Below are 20608 nucleotides of genomic sequence, written 5' to 3'. Positions count from 1 at the left end.
CGCGGCAGCCGCGCTGGCGCGGCGCGGCGCGGCGGCAGGCGCGCGGCGGCCGGGAACCGCAGGCGCGGGATCGGCCGCCGACGCGACCGGCTGCCGTGGCGCCGACACCGGCCGGTCCGAGGTGGTCAGCCGCGCCCCCGATGCGGGGCGGGCCGCCGACGCGGCAGGTGCCGCCGCCGGGTCGGCGGGCCGGTCCTGCGCGGTCCGGCGCGCGGCCGGTGCAGGGGCCGCAACGGGGTCTGCGGGCGGCGCGGGGGTGGGCGCAGCCCCCCCCGAGGTCGGCTGCGCGGCGTCGGACGGCGGCGCCGCGATCCGGGCGTCGGCGTCATCGCCGGTGCCGGGTTCGGTCGTGTCCTCGACCACGGTGGCGGCCTGCGTCGGGGTTGTTGCGGACGGTTGGGTCGGGCTGACCGGCGGGTTGACGGCTGCGGCATCGGTCGTCGCGGCAGCAGCCGCATCGCCGTCCGCAGCGGGGGCGGCCGCGACGGGCGCGGTGGCCTGCGGCTGGGCCGATGCGGGCGGCACGGGCGCGGCGTCAGGGACGGCGGCCGTTTCCTGCGGCGCGGCGACGGCGGGCACCGGCGCGGTCGCAACGGGCGGCGCGGCGGCGGCAGGCACCGGGGCAGCCGCGACAGGCGCAATCGTCGCTGCGGGGGCGGTTTCCGCGGGGGCGGTCGCCTGCGCCGTCGCGGTCTGGACGCCGCCGGTGGCTGCGGTCCGCGCAGGCGGCGCTGCGGTCGTCGGGGTGTCCTCGCCCCCCGTCACGACCCGCCCGGCCGTGTCCGACGGGGCGGTCGCCACCGTGCCGGGCGCTGTCGCCGGACCGTCACCGGTGGCGAAGGCCCAGACGACCATCAGACCGACGACCAGCGCGCCCAGCATCACGACCAATCCGCCGACCCCGCCCCGCGCGCCCGGATGGGCATCCGGGGCGGGCGTCGCCGCAAGGCGCTGCGCCTTGGCGTGACCGGCCCGCGCCAGCACCGCCGCCGCCCGGTCGGGCAGCGGGTTCGAGGCCCCGGCAGCCGGTTGCACGGTGGGCAGCGGTTGGGCGGGCTGGGCGGACAGCGCGGCAGGCGCTTGCGCGCTGTCGGGCGCCGTGACCTGCGGCTGGTCTCCGTGAAAGTCCGTGACCCTTGCGCCTGCGGCCGCGTCATCGGGGTTCCCGTCCACGGACGCGGGGGGAATGCCCGCAGGGTCTGCGGCGTTGCCAGCAGGGGCTGCTGGCTCAGCGGTCAATGCAGGATCAAGCGGATCGGCGGCCGAAGCGTCGCCTGCGGCTGCCTCAGGGGCAGCGTTCGCCGCCGCGACATTCGTTGCGTCTTCGGCGGGGTCCGTCGCGGCGATTTCATCGTCGCCCTGCCCCGTCGGCGCGACACCCGCCTGCGCCTGCGCGCCATCGGAAACCCTCGGCTGCGCGACCCCGTTCCCGGCGGCCGCACCACCGGCCGCATCGCCACGCGCAAGGACGGCCACGCCAGCAATATCGGCAGCCGCATCAGACGCATCGGCCGCCTCAACAACGGCTGCATCCGCCGCCGCATCGCCACCGGCGAGGGCGGCCGCACCATTGGCATCGGTCGCGTCACCGGCAACCACACCGGCGGCAGCTGCCGCGTCGTCCCTAGCCGCAGCCACACCGGCAGCAGCTGCCGCGTCGCGGGCTGCGCCTTCGCTTTCCACCGCTGCCCGCCCATCGCCGTCGCCGGGCAGGGTCAGGTCGTCGCCGGACTGCGTTTCGCTGACGTCGCCGTCCTGCTCGCCCTCCGCGTCCTTGCCGTCCGCGTGAAAGCGTGGCGTCGCGGGGAACAGCCCGTCGCCGGGGTCGCCCAGAAAGCTGGCCGGGGAAAACCCGTGGCGGCGGGCGAATTCGTCGGCCTCGCGCAGCGTCTGACGGGCGACGGCGGCGACGCGGATGCCCTCGCCCTCGCCGTCCGGGCGCCAGTCCCACGCCAGCTCATCGACGGCATAGGGCGTCAGCCCGTCCAGGGCCGACCCCACCGCCTCGGCGCGCTGGCCCACCGGCAGGCGCGTGTAGAGGATCTGGTCGTCGGGAATGATCAGCGCCACCGGCGCGTCGTCGCCATTGGCCGCGATCCGGCGCAGCCGGGACATCGCCTCGCGGAAATCGGGGGCGCAGAAGGGCGCGGCGGCGCGTTCTTGCCAGCGGGGCGGCGCGTCGGGCCTGTCGTCCACGGGTTCGGGCCGCGTGCTGCCGCCCCCCGTGGCCGACCGTTCCAGAAGATGAACCGCATCACTGCTGAAGGACAAGGCGAAATCAGGCGAAATCCGCATGTTCATGGCCGGTGCTTTTCATTCGTGGCCGGTCGTCGTTGATCGCGATCCGGTCCGTTGCTGCTCACCTCCATCACTACGGCAAGCGGGGCCTTATGGAAAGCGAAACACCATAACGTGAGGCATCCTTTTGGCACGAATGGGGTTTGATGCGGGACAACGGGCGCACGGCCGGGACCGGCTGCGCCCCGTTGCCCGCCAACCGCGCATCGCCCGCCAGGGCCGCGCCGAACGATCCGAGGTTTCCATGATCCTGCCGCCCACCCTGTCCGCCCGCACCAGCCTGACCCGCACGCTGGCGATGGCCGCCGCCACCCTGGCGCTGGCCGCCGCGCCCGCGGTCGCCGGACCCGGAGGGCACCCGAAGGCGGGCTGCGGCCCTGCCGCGCAGCTGTCGGTGACCGGCGAGGGTCAGGCGGGCGTCGCCCCGGACATGGCGCAGGTCTCGCTGGGCGTGACCACGCAGGCGCAGACGGCGGCGCAGGCGCTGGCCGACAACTCGACCCGGCAGGCGGCGGTGCTGGCGGCGCTGACGACGCAGGGCGTGGCCGAACGCGACATCCAGACCTCGGGGCTGAATCTTTCGCCCATGCAGGATTACTCGCGCGAGGGGCAGCCGCCGGTCATCACCGGCTATCAGGCGCAGAACATCGTGACGGTGCGGGTCCGCGACCTGGCGCGGCTGGGCGCGGTGCTGGACGGGCTGGTGACGGCGGGCGCCAACGAGGTGCAGGGCATCGCCTTCTCGCGCGAGGATCGCACCGCGACCGAGGACGAGGCCCGCGGCAAGGCGGTCGAGAACGCCCGCCACCGGGCCGAGGTGCTGGCCGGCGCGGCCGGGATGCGGCTGGGGCGGCTGATCTCGCTGGGTGACACGGGTTCCGCGCCGGGGCCGATGCCGGCGATGATGATGGCCCGCGACGCCAAGGCGGAATCCGTGCCCATCGCCACCGGCGAGCTGACGATCACCGCGCAGGTCAGCGCAACCTGGGCGATGCTGCCCGAGGGTGCCGATGGCGACTGCCCGATGCCGGGCGGGGCGCATGGCGGGATGCACGGTCCCGGCAAGGGCGATGGTCACGGCATGATGCACGGCCACGGCGCGCCGGGAATGCCGGGCGGCCCCCACCCGATGACCGGGGATGCCCCGGGCAGCCAGCCGCCCGCGCCCAACGATGCCCCGGAAGCCCCGCAGGGCGCAACGCCCAAGCCGCCCGAGGGGGCGGTTGTTGCGCCGTCCCGGCCAGCGCCCGCGCCGGGCGCCGCACAGGAGGGCACGGCTTCGCCCGACGCCCCCGCGCAGGACAGCAGCGCCGAGCCCGCGGCGGCCCCGCCCGCGAACTGACGCGGCAGCACACGCGGCGGCGCCCGTCGCCGCCGCGTGTGCTGCTCGGGCGGCACGCGACATCGACGCGCCGCCGCTCGGCTGGACCGGCGACGCACAGAGCCGCCGCACACCGCTGCTCGGCGGGACGGGCGGCACGCGCCGCGCCGCCGCTCGGCTGGCTAGGCAGATGCTGCACGCCGCCGCACCGCTGCTCGGTCGGCAGGGCGGCACGACCGACGCGGCCTAACTTGGCTGGGCAAACGCCGCCGACGCACCGCCGCTCGGCTGGACGGGCAGCGCCACCGCGCGTCCCCACTTGGTTGGGCGGACGCCGCACGTCGGCGCCGCTCGGCTGAACAGCGGCTCAACCGACGCCGCCGCGCTGCCAGAGATCAGGCTGCAGCCAGCGCCTGGTCCAGGTCGGCGATGATGTCCTGGGGATCCTCGATCCCGATGGACAGCCGCACCATGTCCGGCCCTGCGCCCGCGGCGACCTGCTGCGCCTCGGTCAACTGGCGGTGCGTGGTCGATGCCGAATGGATCGCCAGCGTCCGCGCGTCGCCAAGGTTGGCGACGTGGCTGATCATTTTCAGCGCGCCGATGGTCTTGACGCAGGCGTCATAGCCGCCCTTCAGCCGGATCGTGAACAGCGCCCCCGCCCCGTCGGGATACAGCCGCTGAACCCGGTCGCGATGGGGCGAGGAGTCCAGCCCCGCATAGCTGACCGCCTCGACCCGCGGGTCAGCCTCAAGCCAGCGGGCCACGGTCACGGCGTTTTCCACGTGGCGGCGCATCCGCAGCCCCAGCGTCTCGATCCCCATCAGCGTGTAATGCGCGGCCTGCGGGTTCAGCGTCATGCCCAGGTCGCGCAGCCCGATGGCGATCGAGTGGAAGGTGAAGGCCGCCGCGCCGAAGGTCTCGTGGAACTTCAGCCCGTGATAGGCCGGCTCGGGCGCGGACAGCGACGGGAACTTGCCGGACGCCGACCAGTCGAACGTGCCCGAGTCGATCACCGCGCCGCCCATGACGGTGCCGTTGCCGGTCAGGTATTTCGTCAGGCTGTGGACGACCAGCGTCGCGCCCTGCTCGATCGGGCGGCACAGGAAGGGGCTGGCCAGCGTGTTGTCCACGATCAGCGGGATGCCCGCGCGGTCGGCGATGGCGGCGATGGCCGGAATGTCGGTCACATAGCCGCCGGGATTGGAAATCGATTCGACAAAGATCGCGCGGGTGTTGTCGTCGATGGCGGCGGCAACCGCGTCGGTGTCGTCCAGATCGACGAAGGTGCAGGACCAGCCAAACCGGCGGATCGTCTGGCCGAACTGCGTGACCGTGCCGCCGTAAAGCCGGCTGGAGGCCACGATGTTCATCCCCGTCCCCATCAGCGGGAACAGCGCCATGATCTGCGCGGCGTGGCCCGACGAACAGCAGACGGCGCCCGCGCCCCCCTCCAGCGCCGCCAGGCGGGCCTGCAGGGCGCTGACCGTCGGGTTGGTCAGCCGCGAATAGATATAGCCCACCTCTTGCAGGTTGAACAGCGCGGCGGCGTGGTCGGCGTCGCGGAACTGATAGGCCGTGGTCTGATAGATCGGCACCTGCCGCGCCCCGGTGGCGGGGTCGGGCGCGGCCCCGGCGTGAATGGCGGTGGTGTCGAATCCCGGCGTGCGGTCGGTCATGGTTGTCCCCCGTTGTCTGTCGCGCCAGACCCTAGGTCGGCGCCCGCGCGCGGGCAATCGGGATCGCCGGCGGCGACCCGCGCAGGCGCGGCCGGATCGCAAGTGTCGTTCCTCAACAGCCTCATTCGGCGCCGATCCCCGCGCGAGCGCGGCCCGTTCATCGCCGCGCTGCTCAGGCATCTGACGGTTCACCCGTTCCTTGCGCAGGCGCGGCCCGATCCCTGCGCAGGCTTGAACCGCGCCCGGCAAAGGGTCAGATGATGCGCGTAACCGAAAGGACCGCCCATGACCGCCATCGCCCGCGACGCAGAAACCGCCACCAGCCCCGCGGCCGACCTGGGCCTTTTGCCCGAATGGGATCTGTCGGACCTGTATTCCGCCCCCGACGCGCCGGAACTGGCGGCCGACCTGGCCGCCCTTGACGCCGCCTGCGCCGCCTTCGCCGCCGACTACCAGAACCGCCTGGCCGACCTGACCCCGGCCGAGATGCTGGAATGCGTGGAACGTTACCAGCGGATCGACATCCTGGCCGGACGCATCATGTCCTATGCGGGGCTGCGCTATTACCAGAACACCACCGACGCGGGCCGGGCCAAGTTGATGGGCGACCTGCAGGCGAAAATCACCGACATGACGACCCCGCTGGTGTTCTTCAGCCTGGAGTTCAACCGCATTCCCGATGAAATCTATGAGCAGGTTTTCACCGCGCCCTGCGGCCCGTCCCGCTACAAGCCCGTCTTCGACCGCATGCGCGCCATGCGCCCCTATCAGCTGTCGGACGAGATGGAGAAGTTCCTGCACGACAACAGCGTCGTCGGCGCCGCCGCCTGGAACCGGCTGTTCGACGAGACCACCGCCGCCCTGACCTTCGACGTGGACGGCGAGGTGCTGGGGCTTGAGGCCACGCTTAACCTGCTGACCGACCACGCCCGCGCCCGGCGCGAGGCGGGGGCGCGGGCGCTGGCGCGGGTCTTTGGCGATCAGGTCAAGCTGTTCTCCCGCATCCACAACACGCTGGCCAAGGAAAAGGCGGTCGAGGACAAGTGGCGCAAGATGCCCACGCCGCAGACCGGCCGCCACCTGTCGAACCATGTGGAACCCGAGGTCGTGCAAGCCCTGCGCGATGCCGTGGTTGCCGCCTATCCGCGGCTTTCGCATCGCTATTACCGGCTGAAAGCGCGCTGGCTCGGCCTCGACAAGCTGCAGGTCTGGGACCGCAACGCGCCCCTGCCGCAGGAAAGCCCCCGGCTGGTCGGCTGGGACGAGGCGCGGGCGACGGTGCTGGACGCCTATGCCGGGTTCGACCCGGAACTGGCAAAGCTGGCGCAGCCGTTCTTCGACAAGGGCTGGATCGACGCGGGCGTCAAGCCCGGCAAGGCGCCGGGCGCCTTTGCCCATCCGACGGTGACGACCGCGCATCCCTACGTCCTGCTCAACTACCTCGGCAAGCCGCGCGACGTGATGACGCTGGCGCATGAACTGGGCCACGGCGTCCACCAGCGGCTGGCGGCGGGTCAGGGGGAACTGCTGGCCTCGACCCCGCTGACGCTGGCGGAAACCGCGTCCGTCTTCGGCGAGATGCTGACCTTCCGCGCGCTGCTGGCCAAGACCACCGATCCTGCCCAGCGCAAGGCCCTGCTGGCCGGCAAGGTCGAGGACATGATCAACACCGTCGTCCGCCAGATCGCCTTCTACGACTTTGAATGTCGCCTGCACGCCGCGCGGGCGGAAGGAGAGCTGACCCCCGACGACATCAACGCGATCTGGATGCAGGTCCAGCATGAATCCTTGGGCGACGCCTTCGAGTTCATGCCGGGGTATGAGACGTTCTGGACCTATGTCCCGCATTTCGTGCACTCGCCCTTCTACGTCTATGCCTATGCCTTCGGGGACGGGCTGGTGAACGCGCTTTATGCCGCCTATGAGGACGCGCCCGAGGGGTTTCAGGCGAAGTATTTCGACATGCTGCGCGCGGGCGGGTCCAAGCATCATTCCGAACTGCTGGCCCCCTTCGGCCTGGACGCCGCCGACCCGGCCTTCTGGGACAAGGGCCTGTCGATGATCGAAGGCTTCATCGACGAGCTGGAAGGCATGGAGGCATGAGCCGGCGGCCCCGCGCATGAGGTTCCTGCGCCGCCTGATCCTGTGGCTGCTGGCGCTGGCAGTGATCGCCGCCGCGCTGGTCGCCGTGTTCGGCCCCAATTTCGTCGCCGGCCGCCTGAACCCGGTTACGGCGCATGGGCCGTGGCCAGTCTCGGCCGAGGCGCAAGCCTTGCACGGGCGGGTGGTCATCGCCGACCTGCACGCCGACCCGCTGCTGTGGGACCGCAACCTCGCCGTCCGCCACGACAGCGGCCATGTGGACCTGCCGCGGCTGGATCAGGGCAATGTCGCGCTGCAGGTCTTCACCACCGTCACGAAAAGCCCGCGCGGGCAGAACTATTCGGAAAACGACACCGAGGCCCCGGACAACATCACGCCGCTGGTGATCGGCCAGCTGCGCCCGGTGCAAAGCTGGTTCAGCCTCAAGGAACGGGCGCTGGACCAGGCCGCGCGCCTGCGCCGGCTGGCGGGCGACCACCCCGAACAGCTGCGGCTGATCCGCTCGCGCGACGATCTGGACGCGCTGCTGGCCGACCGCGCGGCGGGCGCGCGCGTGATCGGCGGCGTGCTGGGGATGGAGGGCGCGCATCCGCTGGAAGGGCAGCTTTCCAATCTGCAGGTGATGGAGGGGGCGGGCTTTCGCGTCTTTGGCCTGACGCATTTCTTCGACAACGAACTGGGCGGATCGCTGCACGGGACCACGGGTGCGGGGCTGACCGGTTTCGGGCGCGAGGTCGTGGGCGAACTGGTCCGGCGGCGGCTGGTGATCGACCTGGCCCACGCCTCGCCGCAGATGGTGCGCGACGTGCTGGCGATCCCCGGCACGCGGCCGATGCTCAGCCACACGGGCATCCGGGCGGCCTGCGACACGCCGCGCAACCTGCCCGACGATCTGGTGCAGGCCATCGCGGCCAAGGGCGGCATCATCGGCATCGGCTTCTGGGAGGATGTCACCTGCGACGACAGCCCGCGCGGCATCGCCCGGACCATCGCCGCCGCCATCGCGCTGGCGGGCGAGGATCAGGTCGCGCTGGGATCGGACTGGGACGGCTCGGTCGGCGTGCCTTTCGATGCGGCGGGCCTGCCCGCGCTGACCCAGGCGCTGCTGGACGAGGGCCTGTCTGAGCCGCAGATCGCCAAGGTCATGGGCGGGAACGTCGTGCGCTATCTGGGGCAGGTTCTTCCGTAAACGGCGACGGCGGGGCGCGCGGGAACGCCGTAATCTGCACCTTTCCGCCCGTCTCTCTCTCTTGGCCCAAATGTCCCGGGGGTCCGGGGCGCGCAGCCCCGGCTCGCCCGCGCGGCGCTGCCTCAGCGCATGATCCGGTTGACGTGCCCCATCTTGCGGCCCGGCTTGACCTCGGCCTTGCCATAAAGATGCAGCTGCGTGTCGGGCTGGCCCAGCAGGGCCGGCACCCGGTCCATGTCGTCGCCGATCAGGTTTTCCATCGTCACGTCCGCGTAACGCCGACCGTCGCCCAGCGGCAGGCCCGCGACGGCGCGGATGTGCTGCTCGAACTGGTCCACGGCGCAGCCCGCTTGCGTCCAGTGGCCCGAGTTGTGGACCCGCGGCGCGATCTCGTTCACGACCAGCTCGCGCGGCGTCACGAACAGCTCGACCCCCATCACGCCCACGTAATCCAGCGCGGTGACGATGCGGCTGGCGATCAGCACCGCATCGGGGATCAGCCGCGCGGGCAGGCCGCAGGGCACCGTGGTGGTGCGCAGGATGCCGTCCCGATGCAGGTTCAGGCCGGGGTCATAGGCCGCGACCGCACCGTCCTGCCCGCGCGCGACGATCACGCTGATCTCGGCGGTGAAATCGACAAAGCCTTCCAGCACCGAGGGCGCGCCGACCTGCGCCCATGCCGCGGCGGGATCGTCGCCCGCGGCGATCCGCACCTGCCCCTTGCCGTCATAGCCAAGCCGCCGCGTCTTCAGGATCGCGCGGCCCTGGCCCTGCATCGCCGCCGACAGGTCGGCGGCGGAATCGACGGGGGCATAGGGCGCGACGGTCAGGCCCAGCCCGGTCAGAAAGTCCTTTTCGTCCAGCCGGTCCTGGCTGACGGCCAGCGCGCGGCGGTTCGGGCGGATCGGCACGATGCTCTCGATCAGGTCCAGCGCCGCGGCGGGGACGTTCTCGAACTCATAGGTGACGACATCGACCGATGCCGCAAAGGCGCGGATCGCGGCCTCGTCCTCATAGGGGGCGTTCGTCACCGCATGCGCCACGTCGCCCGCGGGGGCGGCGCCCGGTTCATAGATGTGGCTGCGGTATCCCAGCCGGCTGGCCGCGACCGACAGCATCCGGCCAAGCTGGCCGCCGCCCAGAATGCCGATGGTGGCGCCGGGGTTCAGGGGAAAGGTCATGGCGTCTCCTGCGGGGGCACTGGTGGCGAGGTCATTCGTCCTGCGGCGCCTCGGGGATCGACGCCGACAGCGCCGCGCGCCAGTCGTCCAGCCGCTGCGCAAGCGCGGGATCGTTCAGCGCAAGGATGCCCGCCGCCATCAGCCCGGCATTGGCCGCCCCCGCCGCGCCGATGGCCATCGTTGCCACGGGGAAACCCTTGGGCATCTGCACGATGGAATAAAGCGAATCGACGCCCCCCAGCGCGCGGGTCTGCACCGGCACGCCGATGACCGGCAGCCGCGTCTTGGACGCCATCATGCCGGGCAGATGCGCGGCCCCGCCCGCGCCCGCGACGATGACCTGCAAGCCGCGGCCCGCCGCCTCGCGCCCATAGGTCCACAGCCGGTCCGGGGTGCGGTGGGCGCTGACGATCCGCGCCTCGTATGCGACGCCCAGCTCGTCAAGGATCTGCGCCGCCTCTCGCATCGTGGCCCAGTCGGACTGGCTGCCCATGATGATGCCGACCGGAACCGTCATGCCCGCCCCCCTTGCGCCGCGCGCGTCCTGCAAGGCGCGCATCATAGCGGCCGCGCCGGCAGGTGCAATCAGGCGGGCACACCCCGACTTGCCGCGTCAAGGACGGGCAGTCGTGCGGTCCGCGGCCGCTCAGGCGATGATGTCGGGGGTCAGCTCATCCTCAAGCCGGGCGATCTGGTCCTTCAGCGCCAGCTTGGTGCGTTTCAGCCGGCCCAGCGTCATGCTGCACACGCTGCCCTGCGCCGCCATCGCGGCGATCGCCTCGTCCAGTTCGCGGTGCTGGCGGCGCAGCCCCGCCAGCCGCGTGCGGGCCATGTCCTCGGGTGACATGTCCGCCAGTGTCGTCAGGTGCAGGTCGTGCATGGTCAGGCGGTTGTCCGGCGGGGGCGCGCCAAGGCGCGGCATGGGGTCGCGCAGATGCTGCGCGCTGCCCCAGCTTACAGGCGCTTGCTCCTGAAAGGGAACAAAATCTTGCGTCCCTTGCAGCACCGCGCGCGGCACCACATATCAGTCGTGTCCGGTCGCCGCTGTCGGGGCCGGACGCGCAGTCGCCTGAAGGGACAAGGACACCGACGATGACCAAGATGACGCTGGGCGGGCATCCCTATCTGCTGGGGTTCGACCAGCTGGAACGCCTGGCCGAACGCGCCGCCAAGGGGGCCGAGGGCTATCCGCCCTATAACATCGAACACCGCGCCCCGGACGGGTTCCGCATCACCCTTGCCGTGGCCGGCTTTGCCGAGGACGACCTGACCGTCACGACCGAGGATCGCCAGCTGATGATCCGCGGCCGCCAGTCGGACGCCGCCGACGAACGGGTGTTCCTGCACCGCGGCATCGCCGCCCGCGCGTTCCAGCGCAGCTTTGTGCTGGCCGAGGGGATCGAGGTCGAAGCGGCCGCGTTGGAAAACGGCCTGCTGCACATCGACCTGCGCCGCCTGACGCCGCAGGGCATCGTCAAATCCATTCCGATCAGCCGCAGTTGAAAGGGGATCGCCATGAACATGAAACATGATTTTCCGCAGACCGAGGACGGCAACGTCGTCTATATCCGCCGCGTCGAGATGGACGCCCTGCCCGCCGAGGTGCGCGATCAGGCGCCGGGGCTGGAATCGCTTTACGCCGTGCATGGCGTGGACGGCGAACGGCTGGCGCTGGTGCGCGACCGGCAGCTTGCCTTCATGCTGGCCCGCCAGAACGAGCTGACGCCGGTCAGCGTTCACTGACCGGGCGCGCGCGGGCGTTCAGCGTGCTGCCACGCTGTGGCGGGCGAGATACGGGGCCTCGATCCGGTCCCGCATCTCGCGCTGAACGCGCACGCGGCCCAGGTATTTCGGTCTGCGCGCCAGAACCCCCAGCGCCAGCCGGCGACTGCGGTTCAGGCGCGACAGCCGTTGCCGCCACGTCACCCTTTTTCGCGGCGGCATGAGGTCCGCGATGCGGTCGGCGTGCATCTGCCAGACCGCGGCCAGCGCACCGGGCAGCGTCCACGGCTTGTTGTTGACCACGAAATGCAGCACCGCGGGATTGTCGGGCAATGCGCCGGTCAACGCATAGGCGGCCGGGTCGGCATAGACGTTGAAACGCGCGGGCAGCGGCAGGATCCGTCCGCGACAGACCAGGTTGATGGCGGATTGATCCTCTGCAAGCAGGCGCCGCGCCGGATCGGACAGCAGGGCAAGGCACTGGCCGGCAATATCCTCGGCGCGCCAGACGGGCAGGTTCATGACCAATAGCCCCGCATTGACATAGGTCGCAGCGGCAATCCCGGTGTCCGCCAGCTCGGCTGCGTCGGGGCTGGGGCACGGAACCGCCGCCACCGGCGCATTGCCCAGCGGCACCCGGTCCAGTTCGGACAGGTCGTCGATCACGACCATGTCGCAGTCCATATAGACCACCCGCTCTGCCTCGGGCATCAGCACGGGGATCAGCAGGCGCAGATAGGTGCTTCGGGTCAGGTGCCGCCGCATCACCGGCACATCGGCAAACCGTTCCTCGGAAATCTCGATGCGTGACACGCGTCCGCCCAGCCGATCCCCAAGCGCGTCGATCCGCGCCCGGTTCTCGGCCGAGATGCCCATGTCCAGCACGGTGAAGCGGGCGTCCGGCGTATGGAAGGCCGCCGAGGCGATCAGCACCAGAACGCCGGCCGCATAATTGTCGTCCGAACCCGTCACGATGTGCATGGTCACGCTCCCTGCCACGCCCGGCGCAGCCAGCCGATGTCGCCGATGCGGCGATACCAGCGCCCGCCCCTGCCCGCCAGCACGTCGGCCATCTTGGGATTGCCCGCGAACAGGACGATCCGCGCCCCGCGCGGCGGCGCGGGGTCGCGCAGCCAGCTGCGCCACAGGCGCGGCACGCAGTCGTTCTTGAAGCTGACGCACCAGCCCTGCGGCCAATAGCTCAGCCTGCCCTGTCGGTGCAGGATGTCGCTGACCATCTGCTGCTCATGCTCATAGGCGGCCTGCGCGGCGGCGGGGTCGGCCTCGTACGTCTCGACGATCTCGGGATGCGCCCCGATGCGCCAGCGAAAGACCGAGGTGTTGCCGACCATGTGCAGGAAACGGTCGCGCGCGGGGTTGATCCGGCGCAGCGGCTTGGCGCGGAACAGGTCGTCGTCGCGGATGATGCAGACCTCGCCCGGATGGTCCAGGAACGGGGCGAGGTTGCCGATGACGACAAGGTCAAGGTCAAGGAACAGCGCGGTCCCGGACAGCCCGTGCAGGTCGCGCTGAAACAGCGCCAGCTTGCGCCAGCGGGTGTCGCCCGACCCCGGCGGCAGCCGCAGTTCGGGCAGCGGCAGCGCCTCGATCCCCGCGTCCAGCCCCGCCGCGTCGTCGGTCAGGCAGATGAACTGGTGCGGCCGCGCCAGATGCCGGCGCACCCCGCGCGCAAGGTTGTTCACATCCGCCGCGCCATACAGCGTGCCCCATTTCATGCACAGGATCAGCACCGGGTCGGACATCGCGGCTCCAACGCAAAACGCCCCCCGGTGTGGCCGGGGGGCACATCGAAAGTCAACGGGCGGCAGTTCAGGACAGCCCGACCAGCCCCATCTGTTCCAGCTTCAGCAGAACCTGCTGGGCGGCGAAATCGACGTCCACGCCCTCGGTCTGGACGCGCAGCTCGGGGTTCTCGGGCACCTCGTAGGGGTCGGAAATGCCGGTGAACTCCTTGATCTTGCCCTCGCGCGCCAGCTTGTAGAGGCCTTTGCGGTCGCGGCGCTCGCACTCCTCGACGCTGGTCGCCACATGCACTTCAAGGAAGGCGCCGAACTGCTCGACCATCTCGCGGACCGCGCGGCGCGTCGCGGTATAGGGCGCGATGGGGGCGCAGATCGCGATGCCGCCGTTCTTGGTGATCTCGGACGCGACATAGCCGATGCGCTTTATGTTGATGTCGCGGTGCTCTTTCGAGAAGCCCAGTTCCGACGACAGGTGCTTGCGCACCACGTCGCCGTCCAGCAGCGTCACCGGGCGGCCGCCCATCTCCATCAGCTTGACCATCAGCGCGTTGGCGATGGTGGACTTGCCCGACCCGCTGAGGCCGGTGAAGAACACCGTGAAGCCCTGCTTGTGGCGCGGCGGCGAGGTGCGGCGCAGCTGGGCCACGACCTCGGGGAAGCTGAACCATTCGGGGATGTCCAGCCCCTCGCGCAGGCGACGACGCAGTTCGGTGCCCGAGATGTCGAGGATGGTCGCGCCCGCCTCGACCTCGTCGCGCGGCTCGTATTGCGCGCGTTCCTGCACATAGACCATCTGCTTGAAATCGACCATCTCGATGCCGATCTCGTCCTGGTTCTTGCGGAACAGTTCCTGCGCGTCATAGGGGCCATAGAAATCCTGGCCCTGGCTGTTCTTGCCCGGCCCGGCGTGGTCGCGGCCGACGATCATGTGGGTCATGCCGTGGTTGCGGCGGATGATGCCGTGCCACACCGCCTCGCGCGGGCCGGCCATGCGCATCGCAAGGTTCAGCAGCGACAGATGGGTGGTGGCCTGCGGATACTTGTCCAGCACCGCCTCATAGCACCGCACGCGGGTGAAATGGTCCACGTCGCCGGGCTTGGTCATGCCCACGACCGGGTGGATCAGCAGGTTCGCCTGCGCCTCGCGGGCGGCGCGGAAGGTCAGTTCCTGATGCGCGCGGTGCAGCGGGTTGCGGGTCTGGAAGGCCACGATGCGGCGCCAGCCCAGCTTGCGGAAAAAGGCGCGCAGTTCGTTCGGCGTGTCGCGGCGGGCGCGGAAATCGTAATGCGTCGGCGGCTGGATGCCGGTGATCGGCCCGCCCAGATAGACCGGACCCGCGACGTTGTGCAGATAGTTGACGGCCGGATGCGCCAGGTCGTCGGCGCCAAAGACCTTTTCGGCCTCGCGCTTCTTGTTGGGCGTCCACTTGTCGGTGACCGACATGATCGCCAGAATCACGCCCTCCTGGTCGCGCAGCGCGATGTCGGTGCCCGGCTCAAGCCCGTCGGCGAAGGCCTCGCTCACGTCCAGGTTGATCGGCATGGGCCACAGCGCGCCGCTGGTCAGGTGCATGTCCTCGACCACGCCATCGTAATCGGCCTCGGTCAGAAAGCCCTTCAGCGGATAGAACCCGCCGTTCATCAGCAGCTCCAGATCGCAGATCTGGCGCGGCGTCAGATCCCAGGAAGGCATGTTGCCCGCCTCGACCTTCAACTTTTGCGCCGAATCGGCGTTCACATACAGTTCCGGGATCGGCGCAAGGTTCGGCTGCTGGGTCATCGGACAACTCGGGTTCAGGACAGGGCCGCAGGGCCGCCGGATGCGGCCGCGCGAGTGATCGCGGCCGCTTTACGGTGCAAGCCTCGGTTGCGCAACCGGCCCGGCCGCGAAAACCCGCCAGCCGCCTGGCGCATGGGTCGGGGCTAGCTTCAGGCCCGCGCCGCGTCCAGTGCCGACAGGTAATGCTCGGCGTCCAGCGCCGCCATGCAGCCCATGCCGGCGCTGGTGACCGCCTGGCGATAGACGTCGTCGGTCAGGTCGCCCGCCGCGAACACGCCGGGAACCGAGGTGCGGGTGCTGCCGGGATGGACCCAGACATAGCCGCCCTCGCGCAGGTCCAGCTGATCCCTGACCAGCTCCGATGCGGGCGTGTGGCCGATGGCCACGAACACGCCGTCCGCCGCGATGGTGCTGGTGGTGCCGTCCGTCGTGGACCGCAGCACCGCGCCGGTGACGCCCAGGGGGCTTTGGTCGCCGGTGATCTCGACCACCTCGGCGTTCCAGATCACGTCGATCTTTGGATGGGCGAACAGGCGGTCCTGCATGATCCGTTCGGCGCGCAGGCTGGCGCGGCGGTGGACCAGCGTGACCTTGCTGGCGAAATTGGTCAGGAACAGCGCCTCCTCGACCGCGGTGTTGCCGCCGCCGACGACGATCACCTGCTTGCCGCGGTAGAAGAAGCCGTCGCAGGTCGCACAGGCGCTGACGCCAAAGCCCTGGAACATCTGTTCGCTGGGCAGGCCCAGCCAGCGCGCCTGCGCGCCGGTGGCAAGGATCACCGCATCGGCCGTCATCCGCGCGCCGCTGTCGCATTCGGCGAGGAAGGGCCGCGCCGACAAATCCAGCCGCGTCACGGTGTCGGTCACGATCTCGGCCCCCATTGCGCGGGCGTGCGCCTCCATCCTCACCATCAGGTCGGGGCCCTGCACCGACGCGTCGCCGGGCCAGTTCTCGACCTCGGTCGTGATGGTCAGCTGGCCGCCCGGCTGCATCCCCTGCACCAGCCGCGGCTTCAGCATGGCGCGCGCCGCATAGACGGCAGCGGTATAGCCGGCCGGGCCGGAGCCTACGATCAGGACGCGCAGGTGGTCGGGGGCGGGGGCGGGGGCGTCTTGGGCGATGGCGGGGTCTTGGGCGGACATGGCGGGCCTTTCGGAACGGTCGGTGCATCAGCTATGCCACCGGGCGCCCCGTCGCAATGGCGGCTGCCGCACGGCTGACCGATCCTGCACCCGCGCGATAACGCTTGCGCCCTGCCCCCTGTCCCCGGACACTTTCCTGACCCGACGCCGAGGGACCGCCCATGAAACCCGCCCGACAGGACACACCGCCCGAACCGCCGCATTTTCCGGTTTCCGCCGGCATCCTCTTCGGCCTTGGGCTGGGCGGGTTCTTCGACGGCATCGTGCTGCACCAGATCCTGCAGTGGCACCACATGCTGACCAGCGCCGGATTTCCCGCCGACAGCGTGCCCAACCTGCGGCTGAACACGCTGGCCGACGGGCTGTTTCACGCCGCGACCTATGTGTTCGTGGTCCTTGGACTGCTGGTCCTGTGGCGTCAGGCCCGCAGGCGGCATCTGCGCTGGTCGGGCAAGCTGCTGGCGGGGTCGATGCTGATGGGCTTCGGCCTCTTCAACCTGGCTGAGGGGGCGATCAACCATCACCTGCTGGGCATCCACCACGTCAACGAAACGGCGCCAACCACGCAGTGGATATGGTGGGACGCCGGGTTTCTGGCGTGGGGGGCGGCCATGCTGCTGGGCGGCTGGGCGCTGCTGCGGGCGGGCCGCCGCCAGACCCCCGACTAAGGTTTCCGCCGCGTCGCCATTTGCGAAAGAATGTTGCGCCCGCCGCGCCGCATGGGTAAGGAACCGTCGGATTGCGGCAGGGAACAGCATGGCGGGCAACAGACTGGACGACATCGACCGCCGCATCCTCGCCGAATTGCAGGCCGACGGCCGCATGACGAACGTCGAGCTGGCCCGGCGGGTGGGCATCTCGGCCCCGCCGTGCCTGCGACGCGTCCGCACGCTGGAGGAGGCGGGCTATATCCGCGGCTATCACGCCGACATCGACCCGCGCGAACTGGGATTCGAGGTGCAGGTCTTCGCGATGGTCCGCCTGCACAGCCAGTCCGAACGCGACCTGACCGCGTTCGAGAACCGCGCCCGCGACTGGGCGCTGGTGCGTGAATGCCACATGCTGAACGGCGAGATCGACTTCATCCTGAAATGCGTGGCCCCCGACCTGTCCAGCTTCCAGCGGTTCCTGACCGACCAGCTGACCGCCGCCGACAACGTGGCCAGCGTCAAGACCAGCCTGGTGATCCGCTGCGCCAAGGACGAACCGGGCGTCCCCTTCGACGTGGTCGAGGCGCGCGGCTGAGCGGCGCCCCTGGCACCTTCCTGGCCCAGATACTCACGCGACCGCCAAGCCCGCCCGGGCCATCTGACCTGTTCAAGGCGCGCGGCTCAGCGGCGTCCGGGCATTTTTCTGGCCCAAATACTCACGCGACCGCCAAGCCCGCGCGGGCCGTCTGACCTGGTCAAGGCGCGCGGCTCAGCGGGGTCCAGGCATCTTCTTGGCCCAAATACTCATGCAACCGCCAAGCCCGCGCCCGGCCCGCCCCTCTACAGCGCGATGGCCGAGATCAGCCGGCCGTAATCCGCCTGCCCCTGGTGGGTGGAGCGGCGATAGGAAAAGAACCGCTCGGCGTCGGAATAGGTGCAGTGGCCCGTCCAGTCCGCCTCGACCCCCAGGGCGCGCAGCCTGTGCCGGCCAAAGCCGGGCAGGTCGAACATCGGCCGGCCGTGGGGGCCGCCGGCAAAGAACCGGTCGTTTTCCGCGTCCTCGGCCAGGAACCGGTCCATGAACTCGTCGCCGACCTCATAGGCGCGCTGGCTGATGCATGGGCCGATGACGGCGCGGATGCGGTCGGCGCCTAGCGCGCGCATGGCGGCGACGGTGGCGTCCAGGATGCCGTCCACCGCGCCCTTCCACCCCGCATGGGCCGCGCCGATCACCCCGGCGCCCGCATCCGCCAGCAGCACCGGCTGGCAATCGGCGGTCAGCACCGCGATGGCGATGCCGGGGGTGGCGGTGACGATGGCGTCGGCCTCGGTGCGGCAGGCGGCGGCCGGGTCGTCGCCGGGCCGCAGGGTCAACACGCGGGCGGAATGGGTCTGGTGGACCGTCGCCAGCCGGTCCGGCGCGACCCGCATGGCCTCGGCCACCCGGGCGCGGTTCACCGCCACCGCGTCGGCCTGGTCGGACGATCCCCGGCCGCAGTTCAGCCCGGCGAACAGCCCCGACGACGCCCCGCCCTTGCGGGTGAAAAACCCGTGGCGCAGCGGCGCCAGCAGCGGGTGCGTCAGGATTTCCAGCGTTGTCTGCATCGGCGGCAACTCGGGTCTGGACAGGGTGGCGCGGGCAGGGTCGGCGCGGGCGGGGTCGGGGCGGGCGGGGTCGGGGCGGGCGGGGTCGGCGTGGACGAGGTCGGCGCGGGCGGATCGGTGTGGCGGGGCGACAGCGGTCCCGCGGCGCGCGGGGCCGGTCTTCAGGTCTCGGGCGGGCGGCACGGGGCCGGGGCGGGCCGCGTCAGTGCAAGAAAGCCGGGCGGCGGCGGGGCGGGACGTGGCCAGACGGCCATCGCCTTGAACAACTGTCCCATCCGGACGGGGCTGGTCAAGCGGTCAAGCGCCCCGGCCGCGCCCGCGTCGCCCGCGGCCGCCAGCCGCGACGCGCGCTGCGCGATGCCCAGTCCCAGCAGCCAGTCGCCCTGCGGCACAGGCGCCGAGGCGGCGGCCCCCGCCGCCAGCGCCGCCGCAGCCAGCGGTGCGAAATCGACATGCGCCGTCAGGTCGGCCAGCCCCGGCTGGGCCAGCGGGTCCGTGGGCGCATGGCCCCGCAGCGCCTGGAAACTGTCGCCGCGCCCGTCCCATGTGCCATAGTCGATGACGATCGCGGCCCCGCCGTGGCGCGCGATCCTGCCCGCGACGGCGGCCATGACGGGCAGCGCCTCGGCGCAGGTCTCCCACACCTCGCCATCAGATGCCTGCCGGTCCAGCGCGACGGGCGGGGCCAGCGCCATCGCCAGGCGGTCGCCTGCCAGCGTCACCATGCGTTCCGCCCAGCCGCACCGGACCCGCTGGAACTGCCGGATCGGCAGCGCGTCAAAGAACTCGTTGGCGACAAGGAACAGCGGCCGGTCGTCGGGCAGCGCACCGGCGTCGTCGCAATGCGCAACCGCGCCCAGCCGGTCGCGCTGGACGCCGCGCAGATGCGCCGACGCCTCGACCAGCACGACGCGGGCGGCATCGGCAAAGCCGGGCACCTTGCGCGTCGCCCGCAGGATGTCGGCCATCAGCGTGCCGCGCCCCGGCCCCAGCTCGGCCAGCGTGAATGGCGCCGGCGCGCCCTGGTCCAGCCACGCCTGCGCCAGCGCAAGCCCGACCATCTCGCTGAACATCTGGCTGATTTCCGGCGCGGTGGTGAAATCGCCGCCCGCGCCGAACGGGTCGCGGGTCGCGTAATAGCCATGATCGGGGTGCAGCAGGCACAGCCGCATATAGTCGTCCAGCCGCATCGGCCCCTCGGCCGCGATGCGGGCGGCGATGATGCGGCCCAGGGCCGTCATCGCCCCCGCCGCGCCCACAGCACAAAGCCCAGCCCGGCAAGGATCATCGGCAGCGACAGCAGCTGCCCCATCGTCAGCCCCCAGACCGGCCCGCCCAGCACATGCCCCCAGGGGTTGTCCGGCGTGACGAACTGCGCGTCGGCCTGGCGGAAGAACTCGACGATGAACCGCGCAAGGCCATAGCCCGACAGGAACACCCCCAGCGCCAGCCCCGGGCGGCGCAGGCCGCCGCGGCGGACCAGCCACAGCAGGGCAAGGCCCAGCAGGATGCCCTCCATCCCGGCCTCGTACAGTTGACTGGGGTGGCGGGCGCAGGGGCCGGTGACGCCGGGGCAGTCCTGCGCGGCCTGGCCGGGGAAGATCACGCCCCAGGGCAGGTCGGTCGGACGGCCCCACAGCTCGGCGTTGATGAAATTGGCGATGCGGCCCAGAAACAGCCCGACGGGCGTCGCCACCGCCAGCGCGTCGGCCAGCCGCAGGGGCGCGATGCCGTTGCGGCGGGCAAACAGCCACGCGGCGGCGACGACGCCCAGAAAGCCGCCGTGAAACGACATGCCCCCCTGCCACAGGATCGGGATCTGGCCGGGGTTCGCCAGGTAATAGGCCGGCTCGTAGAACAGCACGAATCCCAGCCGTCCGCCCAGCACCACACCCGCGACGATCCAGGTCAGCAGCTCCTCGACCCTTTCGGGGGCCATCGGCGCGGTGCCGCCCCACAGCGCCGGGCGGCGCATCAGCGCGACGATGATCCGCCAGCCGGCGATCAGCCCGACCAGATAGGCCATCGCATACCAGCGCAGGGCGAACTCGCGGCCGAACAGATCGACGGTGAAGATTTCGGGCGAAATGTCTGGAAAAGGGATCATCGGCTCCTCGCGCGGGTGGCGCAGGCTTGGCGGCGCGCGCGCAAGGTGTCAACCGCGGGACATTGAAG

General features: G+C 71.0%; 18 protein-coding genes and 1 pseudogene. 7 read left to right on the top strand and 12 right to left on the bottom strand.

Annotated features, from left to right (window positions below; genetic code table 11):
• Positions 1-2271: pseudogene (locus EPA64_RS16300) on the bottom strand (hypothetical protein); the annotation flags it as partial.
• Between the two features lie 271 nt (positions 2272-2542).
• On the opposite strand from EPA64_RS16300, the gene EPA64_RS09940 reads away from it, so the two are divergent.
• Positions 2543-3640: an SIMPL domain-containing protein gene (locus tag EPA64_RS09940; protein ID WP_246026703.1), complete on the top strand. Its 1098-nt coding sequence runs from the start codon at positions 2543-2545 to the stop codon at positions 3638-3640.
• A gap of 374 nt (positions 3641-4014) precedes the next feature.
• Here the strand turns inward: EPA64_RS09940 and EPA64_RS09935 are convergent, their stop codons facing one another.
• Complete coding sequence (locus EPA64_RS09935) at positions 4015-5298, bottom strand: O-acetylhomoserine aminocarboxypropyltransferase/cysteine synthase family protein (RefSeq protein ID WP_134726194.1); 1284 nt, start codon at positions 5296-5298, stop codon at positions 4015-4017.
• Positions 5299-5583: 285 nt separating this feature from the next.
• Here EPA64_RS09935 and EPA64_RS09930 point away from each other — a divergent pair, with 285 nt between their 5' ends.
• Together EPA64_RS09930 and EPA64_RS09925 are read left to right on the top strand one after the other, a co-directional pair.
• Entirely contained in the window at positions 5584-7401 is a 1818-nt protein-coding gene (locus EPA64_RS09930) for a M3 family oligoendopeptidase (protein WP_134726193.1), read from the top strand.
• A 16-nt stretch (positions 7402-7417) separates the two neighbouring features.
• Entirely contained in the window at positions 7418-8590 is a 1173-nt protein-coding gene (locus EPA64_RS09925) for a dipeptidase (protein WP_134726192.1), read from the top strand.
• 122 nt (positions 8591-8712) lie between these two features.
• Here the strand turns inward: EPA64_RS09925 and EPA64_RS09920 are convergent, their stop codons facing one another.
• From EPA64_RS09920 to EPA64_RS09910, 3 genes are all read right to left on the bottom strand, one after another.
• A complete protein-coding gene (locus EPA64_RS09920; protein ID WP_134726191.1) occupies positions 8713-9771 on the bottom strand; it encodes a 5-(carboxyamino)imidazole ribonucleotide synthase in 1059 nt (352 codons plus the stop codon).
• 31 nt (positions 9772-9802) lie between these two features.
• Positions 9803-10288: a 5-(carboxyamino)imidazole ribonucleotide mutase gene (gene purE / locus EPA64_RS09915; protein ID WP_134726190.1), complete on the bottom strand. Its 486-nt coding sequence runs from the start codon at positions 10286-10288 to the stop codon at positions 9803-9805.
• 129 nt (positions 10289-10417) lie between these two features.
• Entirely contained in the window at positions 10418-10651 is a 234-nt protein-coding gene (locus tag EPA64_RS09910) for a YdcH family protein (protein WP_134726206.1), read from the bottom strand.
• Positions 10652-10863: 212 nt separating this feature from the next.
• Between EPA64_RS09910 and EPA64_RS09905 the strand changes: the two genes are divergently transcribed.
• Both EPA64_RS09905 and EPA64_RS09900 read left to right on the top strand, forming a co-directional pair.
• Entirely contained in the window at positions 10864-11274 is a 411-nt protein-coding gene (locus tag EPA64_RS09905; RefSeq protein WP_134726189.1) for an Hsp20 family protein, read from the top strand.
• A 12-nt stretch (positions 11275-11286) separates the two neighbouring features.
• Entirely contained in the window at positions 11287-11514 is a 228-nt protein-coding gene (locus EPA64_RS09900) for a DUF1150 family protein (protein WP_134726188.1), read from the top strand.
• 18 nt (positions 11515-11532) lie between these two features.
• Here the strand turns inward: EPA64_RS09900 and EPA64_RS09895 are convergent, their stop codons facing one another.
• The 4 genes from EPA64_RS09895 to trxB all read right to left on the bottom strand — a co-directional run bounded on the left by EPA64_RS09895 (position 11533) and on the right by trxB (position 16178).
• Positions 11533-12474, bottom strand: a complete 942-nt coding sequence (locus EPA64_RS09895) for a glycosyltransferase family 8 protein (RefSeq protein WP_134726187.1) — start codon at positions 12472-12474, stop codon at positions 11533-11535.
• A 2-nt stretch (positions 12475-12476) separates the two neighbouring features.
• Positions 12477-13256, bottom strand: coding sequence for a hypothetical protein (locus tag EPA64_RS09890; RefSeq protein WP_134726186.1), 780 nt, complete (start codon positions 13254-13256; stop codon positions 12477-12479).
• Positions 13257-13323: 67 nt separating this feature from the next.
• Positions 13324-15036, bottom strand: a complete 1713-nt coding sequence (locus tag EPA64_RS09885) for a bifunctional sulfate adenylyltransferase/adenylylsulfate kinase (protein WP_134726185.1) — start codon at positions 15034-15036, stop codon at positions 13324-13326.
• Between the two features lie 149 nt (positions 15037-15185).
• Positions 15186-16178: a thioredoxin-disulfide reductase gene (trxB, locus tag EPA64_RS09880; protein ID WP_134726184.1), complete on the bottom strand. Its 993-nt coding sequence runs from the start codon at positions 16176-16178 to the stop codon at positions 15186-15188.
• A gap of 161 nt (positions 16179-16339) precedes the next feature.
• Here trxB and EPA64_RS09875 point away from each other — a divergent pair, with 161 nt between their 5' ends.
• Together EPA64_RS09875 and EPA64_RS09870 are read left to right on the top strand one after the other, a co-directional pair.
• On the top strand, positions 16340-16846 hold the full coding sequence (locus EPA64_RS09875) for a DUF2243 domain-containing protein (protein WP_134726183.1): 507 nt from the start codon (positions 16340-16342) through the stop codon (positions 16844-16846).
• A gap of 88 nt (positions 16847-16934) precedes the next feature.
• Positions 16935-17423, top strand: coding sequence for an Lrp/AsnC family transcriptional regulator (locus EPA64_RS09870; protein WP_134726182.1), 489 nt, complete (start codon positions 16935-16937; stop codon positions 17421-17423).
• Between the two features lie 245 nt (positions 17424-17668).
• Here EPA64_RS09870 and pgeF read toward each other — a convergent pair whose 3' ends face one another.
• The 3 genes from pgeF to lgt all read right to left on the bottom strand — a co-directional run bounded on the left by pgeF (position 17669) and on the right by lgt (position 20540).
• Entirely contained in the window at positions 17669-18433 is a 765-nt protein-coding gene (pgeF, locus tag EPA64_RS09865) for a peptidoglycan editing factor PgeF (protein WP_134726205.1), read from the bottom strand.
• Between the two features lie 161 nt (positions 18434-18594).
• Positions 18595-19674 carry a class I SAM-dependent methyltransferase gene (locus EPA64_RS09860; RefSeq protein ID WP_134726181.1) on the bottom strand — a complete coding sequence of 360 codons (1080 nt, stop codon included), beginning with the start codon at positions 19672-19674 and terminating at the stop codon, positions 18595-18597.
• The gene (lgt, locus tag EPA64_RS09855) at positions 19671-20540 is read right to left on the bottom strand and encodes a prolipoprotein diacylglyceryl transferase (RefSeq protein WP_134726180.1); all 870 of its coding nucleotides are present in this window, start codon (positions 20538-20540) and stop codon (positions 19671-19673) included. The genes EPA64_RS09860 and lgt overlap by 4 nt, the downstream gene beginning before the upstream one ends.
• Positions 20541-20608: the final 68 nt, after the last annotated feature.

This window comes from Paracoccus luteus (assembly GCF_004522155.1).
GTDB lineage: Bacteria > Pseudomonadota > Alphaproteobacteria > Rhodobacterales > Rhodobacteraceae > Paracoccus > Paracoccus luteus.
This window is presented reverse-complemented; position numbering and strand designations above follow the sequence as displayed.